The sequence below is a fragment of the uncultured Winogradskyella sp. genome (assembly GCF_947496485.1).
Classification (GTDB): Bacteria; Bacteroidota; Bacteroidia; order Flavobacteriales; family Flavobacteriaceae; genus Winogradskyella.
The window spans coordinates 226,612-242,166 of the sequence record NZ_CANMCZ010000001.1 but is presented as its reverse complement, the minus strand read 5'-3'; the positions used below and the strand labels follow the sequence as shown (position 1 = coordinate 242,166).

10 protein-coding genes are annotated in these 15,555 nt (G+C 32.0%); 8 read left to right on the top strand and 2 right to left on the bottom strand.

What is annotated here, in order from left to right; genetic code table 11:
• Positions 1–264 precede the first annotated feature (264 nt).
• Positions 265–1,902: a hypothetical protein gene (locus Q0822_RS01040; protein ID WP_299119073.1), complete on the top strand. Its 1,638-nt coding sequence runs from the start codon at positions 265–267 to the stop codon at positions 1,900–1,902.
• A gap of 30 nt (positions 1,903–1,932) precedes the next feature.
• Here the strand turns inward: Q0822_RS01040 and Q0822_RS01035 are convergent, their stop codons facing one another.
• The gene (locus tag Q0822_RS01035; RefSeq protein WP_299119071.1) at positions 1,933–3,543 is read right to left on the bottom strand and encodes a hypothetical protein; all 1,611 of its coding nucleotides are present in this window, start codon (positions 3,541–3,543) and stop codon (positions 1,933–1,935) included.
• 239 nt (positions 3,544–3,782) lie between these two features.
• Here Q0822_RS01035 and Q0822_RS01030 point away from each other — a divergent pair, with 239 nt between their 5' ends.
• From Q0822_RS01030 to Q0822_RS01005, 6 genes are all read left to right on the top strand, one after another.
• The gene (locus Q0822_RS01030; RefSeq protein WP_299119068.1) at positions 3,783–4,937 is read left to right on the top strand and encodes an acyl-CoA dehydrogenase family protein; all 1,155 of its coding nucleotides are present in this window, start codon (positions 3,783–3,785) and stop codon (positions 4,935–4,937) included.
• A gap of 9 nt (positions 4,938–4,946) precedes the next feature.
• On the top strand, positions 4,947–6,527 hold the full coding sequence (locus Q0822_RS01025; protein WP_299119065.1) for an amino acid adenylation domain-containing protein: 1,581 nt from the start codon (positions 4,947–4,949) through the stop codon (positions 6,525–6,527).
• A complete protein-coding gene (locus tag Q0822_RS01020; protein WP_299119062.1) occupies positions 6,520–6,759 on the top strand; it encodes an acyl carrier protein in 240 nt (79 codons plus the stop codon). Before Q0822_RS01025 ends, Q0822_RS01020 begins: the two co-directional genes overlap by 8 nt.
• Positions 6,760–6,772: 13 nt before the next feature.
• Positions 6,773–9,913 carry a non-ribosomal peptide synthetase gene (locus Q0822_RS01015; protein WP_299119058.1) on the top strand — a complete coding sequence of 1,047 codons (3,141 nt, stop codon included), beginning with the start codon at positions 6,773–6,775 and terminating at the stop codon, positions 9,911–9,913.
• A 4-nt stretch (positions 9,914–9,917) separates the two neighbouring features.
• Positions 9,918–10,391 carry a hypothetical protein gene (locus Q0822_RS01010; RefSeq protein ID WP_299119055.1) on the top strand — a complete coding sequence of 158 codons (474 nt, stop codon included), beginning with the start codon at positions 9,918–9,920 and terminating at the stop codon, positions 10,389–10,391.
• A 166-nt stretch (positions 10,392–10,557) separates the two neighbouring features.
• Entirely contained in the window at positions 10,558–12,792 is a 2,235-nt protein-coding gene (locus Q0822_RS01005; RefSeq protein WP_299119053.1) for a TonB-dependent receptor, read from the top strand.
• 53 nt (positions 12,793–12,845) lie between these two features.
• On the opposite strand, the gene Q0822_RS01000 is transcribed toward Q0822_RS01005, so the two are convergent.
• Positions 12,846–12,995: an SsrA-binding protein gene (locus tag Q0822_RS01000; RefSeq protein ID WP_299119051.1), complete on the bottom strand. Its 150-nt coding sequence runs from the start codon at positions 12,993–12,995 to the stop codon at positions 12,846–12,848.
• A gap of 593 nt (positions 12,996–13,588) precedes the next feature.
• Between Q0822_RS01000 and Q0822_RS00995 the strand changes: the two genes are divergently transcribed.
• Positions 13,589–15,547 carry an endonuclease gene (locus Q0822_RS00995; RefSeq protein WP_299119048.1) on the top strand — a complete coding sequence of 653 codons (1,959 nt, stop codon included), beginning with the start codon at positions 13,589–13,591 and terminating at the stop codon, positions 15,545–15,547.
• The last annotated feature ends 8 nt before the right edge of the window (positions 15,548–15,555 follow it).

Here is a 15,555-nt window from a genome sequence, read left to right as displayed (position 1 = left end):
TTTCTCTCAAAGTTGAGGTTTATTTACTTAATAGCCATATTTATTGCAATAGTTTCGATAAAGTGGGCAATCTATTAGATATTTGTCTTTTTTCTTACTTGTTTTTGGTCATTTAATCGATAAAATTATGATGTTGATTAATTTTTTTGCTTTATTGTCATGTTGCTTTTTAGAAATTACTCATAAGTTTAATACTTGCATATTACCTAATTATGAGTTCGGAAAATCTATTCTATTTCAGCGCATTACCCAATTAATTGTTTTATGACAAAAAGTAGTTTAAAAGAATTATCGATTATAAAGCACATAAGTAGATTAGTTCCAAAAACACTTTTTGAAGCATTTCCCTCACTATTACAAATAGGTTTACTGTTTGTAATATTTTGCATATTTAATATTTGGTATAAAGCCCTAACAGAAATAGCACCAAACAACTTTAATGAGTTCGTTTTAGCAGTTTCCCCTACTCAGTTTTTTGAAGGTAGCTTTTGGCTTTTAATACCTGTAGTATTAATGTTTGGTTTGATGTTATGGAGAAAAAAATTGATATCTGTAAATTGGAAATCAATAGAAGGAGGAAATAAATTAAGATTAGTTGTAGGTGCATGCATAATAGCTTTGTCTTGGGCACATGTTAGTTACCCTTTTAATTACTTTCTATTTGAGAATGCTTGGATAGAACGTACAGTAGTTTTTGTTTTGGCTTTACTCGTCTTTTGGCGTCCTTTTTTCTTGATTCTTTATGTGTTATTTCCAATACTAGTTCATTTTGGTGAACCACTCATGGTTAATCATTGGAGCATTACAGAGTTGCCGATAAGAGTATTAATGCTATTTAGTGCTCAATTAATAGTTTGGCTATTATTCCCTAAGCATAAGTGGAAGATAGGTGCATTTGTATTTTTATTACTCATTGTAATAGCAGGAAACTACTTTCCTGCAGGATTTGGTAAAATAAAAATGGGATGGTTGTCAGATAATCATATTTACTTGTTACTGAGCAATATGTACGCGGATGGTTGGGTCAATTTTTTGAGCCAAGAAACATTATCTGAACTGACTCATTTTTTATCTAAATACAACTTGTTTCTTAAGATAGGATGTCTAGTTATGGAGTTTGGATGTATTCTTATCTTAGTTCGTAAAAATTGGTCTGTTCGTTTTTTTCTTTTTGGATTTCTTTTGTTTCATACGCTTGTATTTGTAATGACAGGCATACTATTTTGGCCTTGGATTGCACTAGAGGTTACTCTGCTTATTATTTTATGGAAGAAAGGGATATTTTCTTTAAAAATTAAATCATTTAGTATTTGGCATATAGCATTATCAGTCTGTTTAATATTTACATCATCAAAATGGTTAAGACCTTCAGTTTATGTTTGGCACGATTCTCCATTAAATTACACATATTCTTTTGAAGTCATGGATAGTTCTGGCAAGACTTCACAGTTACCTGCAAATTATTTTTGGCCAAAATATTATGAATTGGCCTGGACTAATGGTTTTCATTTTCTACATGAACATCCAACTTTAAACATTATTTGGGGAGTTTCTTTTGATGGAAATGAGGTTAAAGAACTATTAACTTTTAAAGAAACAGAAGAAGTCTTAGCTTTTGAAAAGAAATATGGAGAGAACCGATTTAATCCTAGATTAACTAAGGAGTTTAAAAGATACATGACGGACTTTGCGAAAAATAAAAACTATAGATTAACACTTAATCCATGGTATAGGGCAGTTTCAGCTCCTCCACAACGTTTAGTTTTTCCTACTGATAATACTTATGATGGTAAATACGATATTGAAAAAATTAATGTGTATCAAAAGCTATCATTGTTTGATGGAAAAAAATATAGGGAACTTAGAAGGTTAAAAGTATTGTCTATAGATATTGATGAATAGCGGACTTTAGCAGATGACAGATAATTTAGATTAATCTTTTGATAAAGGCGAATTTTGTTTTGATATAGAAATATTTAATACATTTTTATTTCTAATTTCTTTGTATCCTTCTTTTTCTGAATAATAAGAAGTCACTTCTATAATTTCTAAACTCTTAATAGTTTGGGCAATGAGATTAAAGTCTTTACGTGGAAAATTCCATAGTATTCTTGGTGCTCTGAGATAAGAAATGGTGTTTTTAGGTTTGGCATTTTCATTCCAATTCTTAACATATTGAGTTATAAATTTTGCTAAAAATATTTGCTTCTCCTGGTCTTTATAAATGATACCGTGGGTTTTTTCAAAGTTAAATATATCTTTATCAGAACGATGTATCTTAAAATAATTATGAAGCTTCTCTGAAGCATGTGCTCCCCAATGTATACCTAAAAGTGGTTTATCATTTAAATACTTAAAGTTGCTAAACGTAAATTGTACATCATAAGGTGCGAAAAAATCTGGTGGAAGTAAATGGCCCTCTCCGTTTTCTAGAGTCGCTTTAAATTTATAAGTATAATTTAGTGGTGAATCAAACCATACCTTAGGACTCGGATTAATCCAAAACTTACCTCCTAAAATAATGGGAATTGCAATAAGGAAGTAAGCTTTATTAAAAACTGAAGGGGTTTCAATTACTTTTTTCGAAAAAATAAATAGTAGACCTATGAGTACCAATATCCACATCCAAAAGAAAATCCCTGAATAAAAGAAAATTCCAATATGCATAACAATTGCACCAATAAGTAGAAATCGTGCCCATTTTATATTGAAGAAAAAGGCAATCATTCCACATTCTATGAGTAGCGAAAATAATCTTGAAGGCATATTAAAATAACTTAAAAACCGTGTTAATGAATTGAGCGATTCTGTGTTTAAATACGATTGCCATCCATTAGCATAGGTCGCAGGTAAAAGATAATTAACCTGATCATTGAAAATCCATTCTCCAAGCATGAGTTTACCTGCACCAGAAACGATATAATTTGAAGCTACAAAGCAGCCTAACATAAACGCGAAATATTTAAATCTAAATTTTCCAAAGACTAAATGGATACAGAAAAAAGCAATAAATAAAATAATAATGCGAGTTAGTAAGAAAGTTGTGGAAAGCGAAAATCCTTCTAAAACTTCTAATTGTCCAACTAATGGAAAAAGAAAGAATAAGAATAGAATACTACCAATAGGTCGCCAGTAAAATAGGATTAATGACAGTAATAATACAATTCGATCTAATGTATAATTTTGATCAAAGTAAAAATTAAAATCATGTGTTGTATGAAGCCATGTTAATATACATGCAATATATAGTAATAGATTACGAATAATTATTCCTTTTTCAAAATAAGTCCATGGGACTAAGAGCTTTTTGTGCAAGAAAATAATAGCTAGTATAGCGATTACCGGAATATAATACGTGATAATCAATCTTTTAAAAAGAGTAATAAAAAGATAATCATCAAAATAAAATTCAAAGGGTATTGTAGTTAGCCTAAGAATAAGTTTGTTAAGTACAAAGTATAGTATAATTACCAAAGAAAAATAAGCAACAAGCTTTAGCCATTTTTCTAAATTAACTTCTGATTTTCTAAACCAGAAATTCATAAAATAATCTTTTAATTCTTTCAAAACAGATGCAGAAATAATTGCTTATAAATCCTTAAGCTAGTATGTTATAGGTATTAAATATAGTTATAATGGGTTGGTAAATATCTGTTTTTTTAAACTTTACACCGAAATTTTGTGGCTTAATCGAATTTTAAGCCTTTATGTCTTAGCTATTATTACAATTCGTATCTTTTACGTTTATTTAGGAGTTAATTGAAGTAAAAACCTACGTTAAAGTGAATTTTTCTTGGACCTCAGATCAAATAGAATTTAAGAACAAAATAATTGCCTTCGCAAAAGAAAATCTCAATATAGATACTATAGATAGAGATCAAAATCTGAATTTTTCTAGACTACTTTGGAAAAAATGCGCCGACTTTGGTATTCAAGGCTTATCTGTACCTAAAAAATATGGAGGAAAATTTGAGGATATCGATTTACTTACAGCCACCCTTGCCATGGAAGGTTTGGGGTATGGCTGTAACGACAATGGTTTAGCCTTTGCGTTAAATGCACAAATGTGGACGGTTCAATTACCACTTTACGAATTTGGTACGGAGGTGCAAAGAGAAAAATTCTTAAGACCAATGGTCAATGGTGATAAAATTGGTGCACATGGACTTACAGAGCCTGAGGCAGGTTCGGATGTATTTAGCATGACTACTCATGCTAAGAAAGTAGAAGGAGGTTATATTCTAAATGGAAAAAAGCGACTAATAACATTGGGTCCAGAAGCCGATCTAGCACTAGTTTTTGCAAATGTAAATCCTAAAGTAGGAAAATGGGGAGTTACAGGTTTCATTGTAGAAAAAGGTACAAAAGGATTTATACAGAGCCCAAATAAGGCCAAAATGGGATTAAGAACAGTACCTATTGGTGATTTGATTTTCGAAGATTGTTTTATACCAGAAGAAAATAGATTGGGTAAGGAAGGTGCTGGTTGGGCAATTACATCTTATTCATTGGAATATGATCGGTGTAGCATCCTTGGAAGTCAACTTGGAGCAATGGAACGTCAGCTAGAAACAAGTATAGATTTCGTAAAAAAAAGGCAACAGTTTGGCAAGTCAATTAGCACATTTCAATCTGTTTCTAATCGTATTGCAGATATGAAATTACGTTTAGAAACATCAAGATTACTGCTATATAAGGTCGCATGGCTTAAAAACGAAGGAGATTCTGCAATGCTTGATGCGGCACTTTTAAAGTTGCAACTAAGTGAAAGTTTTATAGCTTCTAGTTTAGATACGATAAGAAATCATGGCGGAAGCGGGTTTTTAACTGAACATGAAGTAGAAAGAGATTTAAGAGATGCTGTAGGTGGAGTACTTTATGCTGGCACATCAGATATACAGCGAAATATAATATCACAAATGCTATTTTCTAAATAATCTACTAGAATGATTTATACTATCCCTAAAATATTAGAAAATGCGGTGAAAGGGCATCCTGAAAAGGAAGCACTTAAGTATATGTCTCAGTCTTTAAGTTATTCAGACTTACAACAAAAAGCAAAAGCATTAGCGACGTTATTACTTCAGCTCAATTTAAAAAAGGGAGATCGCGTAGGTATTTATATGAATCGTTGTATAGAGTCCTTTATTGCAGTCTATGGAATTACGATGGCTGGTGGAGTATTTGTACCGCTAGATCCTTCAGTACCTAAAGATCGCACAAGATTTCTGATAAATGATTGTGATATCGCGCATTTAATAACAATTCCGACACAATCTAGAGCTATTGATGGCATAACAAAAGAGCCAATTTCATTGAAGACTGTGATTGGTTTAGAAAAAGATTTGGAAGTCAAAACAATACCTTGGAAACAGGTGTTTGAAACTAATAGTACAGAGGTTGTTTTTCCTAGAATTTTAGGGAAAGATTTGGCTTATGTTATGTACACATCTGGTTCAACAGGTTTGCCAAAAGGCATCATGCATACGCACAATAGCTGTTTAGCTTACGCTAAAGGATCTAAAGAAGTTTATAATGTTCGTGCAAATGACGTTGTTGCGAGCCATGCTCCATTACACTTCGACATTTCAACTTTTGCATATTTCACAGCACTATTAGCGGAGGCCACAACAGTAATTCTATCCGATGCTCATACGAAATTACCAGCGAGTTTATCGCAGTTAATGGAAAAAGAAAAAATCACTATCTGGTATTCTGCACCTCAAGCATTAATACAATTACTATCAAAAGGACTTTTAGAGGAAAAAGATATGTCGTCATTAAGATGGGTATTATTTGGAGGTGAGGTTTTTCCAAAAAAATATTTAAAGCGATTGATAGAATTATGGCCACAGGCTATGTTTGGAAATGTATATGGTCCTGCCGAAGTGAATCAGTGTACATATTTTAATATTGATAAAAATTATAAGATCGAAAACGATTTACCTCTCGGAGAAGTTTGGGAAAACACAGATTACCGTATTCTAGATAATAAAGATATGCCAGTTGAAAAAGGGCTTCATGGTATTTTGGCAATTAGAAGTGAAACCATGATGCTGGGTTATTGGAATAATAATGAATTGACTGAACAATCATTATATAGAGAGTCTATTTTGTCAGATTATGATTATGTGTTTTTTAAGACTGGAGATGTTGTAAAAGAGAATGAAAATGGAGATTTAGTTTTCGTAGGAAGAAACGATAGACAAGTAAAAATAAGAGGTTATAGAGTTGAATTAGATGAGGTTGAAGCGCAGCTCATAAAACATGAAAATGTAAGAGAGGCCATAACTTATGTGGAAAAAAAAGAAAATGATTCAGGAGATACTATAACCGCAGTTGTTTTATTAAACACGGATGGAAGTATTGTTGATGTAAAAGTGTTGCAAGCACATTGTGCAGATAATTTACCAAAATATGCAGTTCCTGAGCAGATTTATATAATGAATGAATTTCCTAGAACAACCTCGGATAAAGTAGATAGAAATAAGATTAAAACAAAAATTGCAGAAGACTATAATGGATGAAACAATTATAAATTATATTAAAAACGAACTCATCGTGAGCTCTGAAGCTATTGATATAGACGCAGAAGATGATTTATTAGGAAGTGGATTAGTCGATTCACTAGGCATGATGAAACTCGTTAGTTTTATTGAAAAAGAGTTTGAATTAAAAATTCCTGCTCAAGATATGGTTATTGAAAATTTTATGACTGTAGCATGTATTTCGGATTATTTAAAGGCTAAAGTATCATAGCATTGATACACACATGGAAGAGAAACAAAATTACATAGAGACCAATATAGAATTGACACAAAGTCAATTATTGCTTTGGATGGGACAAAAATTGAATCCCTTAAGTCCTATGTATAATATGGCGCACTCTTTTGAAATTAAAGGTTCAATTGATGAAACTGTATTTAAGAAATCATTTCAAGAATTAATTGATTCCATAGATATCTTTAGAATCATTTTCAAAGAAGAGAAAGGTATTCCATTTCAGAATTTATTGAAGTCATTTCACTATGACATAGAAGTAAAAGATATTTCAAGTTCGGAAATAAATGGATTAGAGCATATTTTACAAAAGCGAACCATGAAAACTTTTGATCTCTATGAGCCTCTTTTTGATTCAATATTATACAAGATAGGAGAAGCACATTATGTATGGTTCTTAAATATTCATCATTTAGTTACCGATGCCACCTCTTCAACAATTCTTTTTGAAAATTTCACTAAAATTTATCAGAAAAACTTAGAAGCTCAAAATGGAGTTTCATTAAAAATACCTCAATATAGAGACTACTTAGAATTCGAAAAAAACGCAACCAAGGATATTGATAAGGATGATGTGCACAAATACTGGAAAGATACAGCAAGCAAAGTCACTGCGCCACCGATTTTATATGGACAAAATCCAAAAGAAATCACATCATTATCAAACAGACTTATAATAAAATTAGGTGCAGAGCGTATAGCTAAACTTGAAGAATTTGCTAGTAAGCCAGAAATTCGATGCTGGACCAAAGACCTAACCTATTTCAATATCTTTTTAACTTCATTATTTGTTTACATCAATAGAATAAGTAACGAAGAAAAGTTAGCTATAGGAGCATTATCGCATAGTAGAGTTACAAATGAGTTTAAGAAAACTGCAGGTATGTTTGTGGAGTTATTTCCGCTGGTAGCTGAGTTTTCAGAAGAAGATACTTTCTTATCATTTTACAACAAAGTACGAAACGAAACCAATGAATATTTAAGACATGCGCAACCAGGAATGGCGAGTGCAGAGGCAAGTCGTGGTTTTAATGTCGTATTAAATTATATCAAAGCTAGTTTTTCAGATTTTAATGGAAGTCCAACAATATCAAAATGGATTCATCCTAATCATTGCGATGCTTCTCATCATATGAGATGTACTGTTTACGATATGGATGGTACAGGTGACATGGAATTGTTTTTTGATTTGAATACAGCTGTATTCAATAATGAACTTCAAGAAAAAATACCGACACATTTCTTAACGCTTTTTGATGCTTTTTTAAAGGATGAAACACAGTTAATCGATAAGCCAACTATCATAAATGAAGAAACAATTAAAGACCAGCTGAATACTGTGGTTTTTAATGATGACTATCCTTCTTTTATGGATAAGATAGCAGGTGTTATTGAACAAAATTCTGATACAATTGCGATTAGAAACGGTTTAGAAACCTATACTTATAAAGATGTTAATAACTTATCTAATGCGCTAGCTCATACACTCAAAGAAAGAGGTGTCACTTCTGGTAATCGTGTAGGAGTGCATTTGTATCGTTCTGCTGATTATATTATTTCTTTAATAGCGATATTAAAATTAGATGCTGTTTTCGTGCCAATTGCAGCAGATCAACCTAAAGAGCGTATAGGCTATATCATTGAAAATTCTAATTGCTCATTAGTAGTTACAACGACTTCACTAGAGGGTAATTTAAAAAATAATAATATTCAAATTTTAAATCTCAGTGATGGTACTTGGAAACAAAAAAATCCAGATGTTGCTATTACTTTACCTGAGAGTAGTCCAGACCAATTAGCCTATATTTTATATACTTCTGGATCGACCGGAAAACCAAAAGGCGTTATGGTGACTCACAATAATTTATCTAATTACTTATTTTGGTGTAATGATTATTGGGGAGAACATACCAAGTTTGCTTTCTGCACGTCGATTAGTTTTGATATTACATATACCGCTATTTTCTTACCGCTATATCATGCTGGTGAAATTATAGTCTATAAAGAAGATGAAAAAGGGCCAGATACTTCTGTAATTAGAATGTTGTCAGACGACAAAGCTGATTCAATCATATTAACACCTTCACATTTACTATTATTTTTAGGTAAAGGACATTCAGAATCAAAACTTCGTAATGTTATCGTTATTGGTGAGGATTTCAAAACGGATTTAGCAAATAAAATTCAGAACGAATACCATAAAGATTTATCAATTTATAATTTTTATGGACCTACCGAAGCTACTATTGGTAGCATAATTACAAAATTCAATATCGAAACTCATGAGGCAGTTTCTGTACCTATTGGAGTTCCTATATATAATACCATTGTTTTGGTTTTAGATAATCACTTAAACCCTGTGCCAAGAGGAGTTGTTGGGATGTTGTATTTAGGAGGATATGGTGTAGCAAAAGGCTATGTTAAACGCCCAGAGCTAACTTCAGAAAGATTTATTAAAAACCCATATTTAAGTTTAGATATTTTATACAATACTGGTGATTTAGTAAGACTTAATAATGATGGAGATTATGAGTTTTTCGGAAGAAAAGATAATCAAGTAAAACTCAATGGGCATCGTATAGAATTGCGTGAAATAGAAAGTGTTTTAGAGCAGTACGAAGAAGTGAAAGAAGCTGTAGCTCTTGTTATTGATAGTGGTAATAGCTTAAAAAAGATAGGTCAGTTGGTTGCATTTTACAGAGGGAATTCTGAAGTAGAAGCATCACAACTAAAACGTCATTTGGAGAAGCAGTTGCCACAGTACATGATACCGCTTCAATTTAAATATTTAGAAGAGTTTCCATTAACTCCTAATGCTAAAGTAGATCGTAAAAAATTAAGTGAGTCTAGTGATTTTCAATTCGAATCGAATACAAAATATGTTGCGCCAACAAATGAAATTGAAGAAATTATAGCTAAGGTTTGGTCAGAAATGTTAGATGTAGAGAATATAGGTATCCATGATAATTTTATTGCACTGGGTGGACACTCGTTATTAGCAATGCGAATTACAAGTGTATTAAATGATACTCTAGAAATGGAAAATCCACTCGATAAAATTTTTATATATCCTACTGTAGCTTCTTATGCAAAGTATGTTGAAGAAACCATCATAAACTTATTAACCGAATAGATAGATGCAGTTTTATAGACAGAATAGTATTAAGCATAATTTGTTCAGAGTAATCGCTGGGACGATTACGCTATGCTATATTTTAGGACTAGCACAATTACCATTAAGAAGTATTTTGCATACTATTTCTCATAATCTCGAAATTCCAAGTTATATACTTCAGCATGATGAGGTTGATAACAATGATTATGTAAATCAATTAAAATCGGGAACTAATGTTGGTAACCATGATTTAAATCACCAGCACAAAGTTTTAGATTTTTTAGATGAAATTTTTGATGAACAATCGAATGATAATAAAAATCATAATGGAGAAACAACCACTGTAGATTTTAAATTAAATAAGCATATTACTTCAAGTAAGTACAATTTTATATTTCAAAATTCTTTTAAGATGGATAAGCCTGAATTTTGGATAACACATATATTCTACAAAAATGGATATTTAGAACAGTTATATCGACCTCCCAAAGTTTAACTTCTTCTCGAGGAAGAAATCTAGATTTCTGATGATTTCTTCTTTTCTAAAATATTTAGTTTTCAATTAAACCCATATAACTATGGGCAGTAAATCTTTGACTAAAATTGATTTATCTGCGTTGAAAAAATTACAATCACATTAAAGTTTTAATAAAAAATAAGTTATGAAACAGATTTTATTTTGCTTAGTGTTTATGGCACTAAGCGGTAATATTTTTGCCCATGAAATAAATGGGAGAATTACAGACGAAAAGAAAACGCCAATAGAGGGCGTAAACGTATATAACCAAAACACAGGTGGTTTTACAGATTCCAATGTAGCTGGTTATTATGAACTTGATGATATCTCAGTTGGAGATGTCTTAATTATAAGTGGCTTAGGTTACGAAAAACAAAAAATTACAATTACAGAAGATCAATTGGACGCAACGGTTAACATTATCTTGGTCGAATCCTCAGTATCTTTAGATCAAGTCGTTTTAGTATCTAAGGTAAACGCATTAACGGAATATGTCAATGTAGATATTAAAACTAATCCGATAAAATCTGCACAGGAAATTTTGAGAAAAGTGCCAGGATTAATTATTGGCCAACATGCAGGCGGTGGAAAGGCCGAGCAAATCTTTTTAAGAGGTTTTGATATTGACCACGGAACGGATATCACTATCTCTACCGATGGTTTACCTGTTAATATGGTATCTCATGCACATGGACAAGGTTATGCGGATATGCACTTTATTATTCCTGAAACTATTGATAATATAGACTTTGCTAAAGGACCTTATTATGCTAATGTAGGTAACTTTAATACCGCTGGTTATGTAGAATTAAACACCAAAAAGAAGATTGATGATAATTTGGTAAAACTAGAGGTGGGTCAATTTAATACGATTAGAAATGTAAATATGTTTAAAATCTCAGATACTGAGAATAGTAATACATTCATTGCATCAGAATTAGTGCTTACTGATGGTGTTTTTAATTCACCTCAAAATTTTAACCGTTTCAATATATTGGGACGCTACAACTTTAATAATTATGAAGATGAAGAATTAACTTTATCCATTTCGCATTTTCAAAGTCGTTGGGATGCTTCTGGTCAGATTCCTACAAGAGCTGTTGAACAAGGAATCATAGGTCGCTTTGGTGCTATTGACGATACTGAGGGTGGTAACACGAGTAGATCTAACATATGGGTAAATCACAAAAAGCAATTAGACGAGCACCAAAGCATTAAGTCTAAAGCCTTTTTATCGAGATACGGATTTGAGTTGTATTCCAACTTTACATTCTTTCTAGAAGATCCAGTTAATGGTGATCAAATTAAGCAGAAAGAAAATCGTCTTATTGCAGGTGCAGAATCAGTTTATAGTCGCGATTTTCATTTAGATAATCACGACATGCAATTTGATTTTGATGCTGGTTTAGGATTTAGATACGATGATAATAATGATGTCGAATTATCAAAAACTAGGAATAGACGTGAGACTTTAGAAAGAATAGCATTTGGTGATATCGATGAGCTTAACGGTTATGCTTTTTTAAGTGCCAATCTAAAAACGAAGAAATGGAAATTTAATCCAGGGCTTCGATTAGATTATTTTAAGTTTAATTATGTGGATTTCTTAGCAGATTCCTTTGAGACCTTGAGTGAAAATGATGTTATTATTAGCCCGAAATTTAATACAATATTCACGGCTTCTGAAAATTTACAATTATTCGGTAAACTTGGTTATGGTTTTCACTCTAACGATGCAAGGGTGGTTACGGCAAATACCGGAGAACAAACATTGCCTTCGGCATTTGGAGCGGATTTAGGTACGATATGGAAACCAGCTAATAGATTGGTTGTTAATGCCGCATTATGGAGCTTGTTTTTAGAGCAGGAGTTTGTTTACGTTGGTGATGCAGGTATTGTGGAACCGAGTGGTAAAACAAAGCGCTATGGTGTTGATTTCGGATTTCGTTATCAAATTAATGATTGGCTATTTATTAATAGTGATATCAATTATACAATAGCAAGAAGCACAGAAGAGCCTAATGGACAAGATTTTATTCCTTTGGCACCAGATTTAACATCTGTTGGTGGTATTACAGTTAGGGATTTAGGAAAGTTTTCAGGAAGTTTAAACTACAGGTATGTAGATGATAGACCAGCGAATGAAGATGATTCTATCGTGGCTGAGGGCTATTTAGTTACCGATTTGAACTTGAATTACAATTTCGCAAAAAATTGGTCTTTTGGTCTAATCGTAGAAAATTTATTCGATGTAGAGTGGAACGAAACACAATTTGCAACAGAAACGCGTTTATTTAATGAAACTGATCCAGTAGAAGAAATAACCTTTACTCCAGGTACACCTTTCTTTATGAGAGCTATGTTGTCAGTAAGGTTTTAATAGAATAGTTAATATTTTTAAAAATAAGGCTACCTTTTGGTAGTCTTTTTTTATTAGAGCGCATTTTTGGTAATATACACTCGCCAACCTATTATAGCAAGTTGAATCTTAGTGGCTTTACTAAGATCTAATTGTTTTTTGGAATAACTGGGAAGAATTGCTTTATTAGCTTTTGCGATAAGCTTAAAGATAGATTTCTTCATGTTTTGGATTTGTTACAAAAGCTCATTTAAACTTTTGTCTAATGTCACTTTAGTGACAAAAATAGTAAAACTTATTCTAGAACTAAGTTTTACATTTTTTTGATTGGTTGTTTGGTTTTAATTTAGAATATTGAAAATATAATATCAATAATCAATTTTGCTAATGTCATCATAATTTTTTGGTTTTAGAGGTTAATAAATTACTTCGTTTACTTGATTGAGTTTTCAATATATATCGGCAACGAATAATTCTCCAAATGTTTTTATATAAATCAACGAATTTGAATATGAATTTGTAAGTATAAAAATCATAATAGTTTTAATAAAATGTGACTTGCCTTAAATTTAGTTACTATTTGTAATAATTAATTCAATTTTATATATGAATTTGATATATTTATAGGGCATTTTGGAAGTGGATTTGATAATCGTAGAGGCTTTTCATCATTAAAATGATTGTTTTTTAGCTTTTCATCTTTTTTCGAAATTAAAATGTGATAAATATCATATTCTGTTTGCGCTATTTTTTGTAATTAATTTTGACCTTACAGTAGTACTTAATTTTAAAGCTATCTTTGTAAAAAAAATAGAAGATGAACAGAATTTTTGCAAGTATTGTATTTTTCATATCACTAATGAGTTGGTCACAAACTATAGTGATTAATGAATTAGACGCAGATTCCCCAAGTACAGATACTGCCGAGTTTGTGGAGTTAAAGTCTGAGACTCCAAATTTTTCTACAGATGGTTACATTTTAGTTTTCTTTAATGGCTCAAGTAGCGGAGGAGATTCTAGTTACATGGTTATTGATTTGGATGGTTACACAACAGATAATAATGGATTATTATTAATAGGTAGCGGAGGAGTATCTCCTTTCCCTCAGTTATTAATTTCAGAAAATGTAATTCAGAATGGAGCAGATGCAGTAGGCTTATATTTAGCTTCCATCAATGATTTTCCAGAAGGTACTTTAGCCACACAGACCAATTTAGTAGATGCTATGGTATATGGAACTAATGATTCTGATGACACAGCTTTGTTGGCTTTGATGGGAGAAACCACGCAATACAATGATAATGGTACTAATGCCAATCCAAAATCTATACAGCGATTTGTGGATAATATGGATGTAGAGTCATTTTCTGCAGCTACACCAACTCCGCGACGCGAAAATGATGGTTCCGGAAGCGATATTAATCCAGTTACAATTTCAGTAGTAGAAACTGAGTATGGAGAAGGTGATACTTTTGATATCACTTTTACTTCTGAAACCAATGTTTCTTCAGATTTAAATTTTACTATAAGTTTAGATAATTTTGGATTCGATACTTCAGATTTTACAGGAAATTTAAGTCTAATAATTTCTACTGGATCAAATTCTACAAGTACTACTATTAATCTAGTTGATGATACTACAGATGAAGGTGACGAGGTTTTAGAAGTACAGTTCTTAGATTTAGTGGAACCATTGGTGCCTTCTAATAATTTTGTTGAAGTAAGAGTTGTTGACAACGATTTTACAATGGCTGCTTGGGGAACACCAGTTAATCCAACAACAGGAATTGTGCAAAGTACACAACCAATTGGTTATTATGATAGCACGGATGGTCTTGCGGATACCGCTCTGAGACAAGCTTTACAGGATATTATTTCTGATCCTACAACGGTTAGAGCGCAAACTTATGCAGACGTTACTGATATTTTAAAAGAAGCTGATCAGAATCCGCTTAATAGTAACCAGGTTTGGTTAGTGTATTCTGAAGAAGGAAGACCAAAACTAGATTTTCAAACAAGTTCTGATAATACAGGTAAGTGGAACAGAGAACATACATTTCCGCGATCTAGAGGTGGTTTTTTTGATATTGAAGACGATGAAATAGCAGATGGAATAGACATATTTTGGACAACCAAAGCAGATTCGCTTCGTCATGGAAATTCAGATGCTCATGCATTGAGAGCAGCGGATGCAGCTGAGAATAGTTCTCGTGGAAATCAGCATTATGGACAATATGTTGGCCCAACAGGAACTTTGGGAAGTTTTAGAGGTGATGTAGCACGTAGCGTGTTATATATGGAGATTCGATACAACGGATTAGAAGTAGTTAATGGTTTTCCAAATACTACTGGGCAATTAGGTGACTTAGCAACTTTATTGGATTGGCACAGAAATGATCCGCCAGATGATTTTGAAATTAATAGAAATAATATCGTTTATAATTGGCAGAAGAATAGAAATCCATTTATAGACCAGCCACTAATGGTAGAATATATTTGGGGAACAAATGTTGGGGATACTTGGGACCAATCGTTAAGTGTTGATGATAATGGCTTATCTGAGGTAATAATATATCCTAATCCTACTAACGGAAGAGTTTATTTTGCAGGTTTGAAAGGAGATACTAAAATTGAAGTTTTTTCTATTGAAGGCAAACTTTTGAAACATTATGAATCTATTGATGATTATGTTGATTTAGATTTAGCCAAAGGATTGTATATTCTGAAATTGATGAATGATAATCGTTCAACAAGCAAGAAAATAATACTAGATTAAATAGTTGT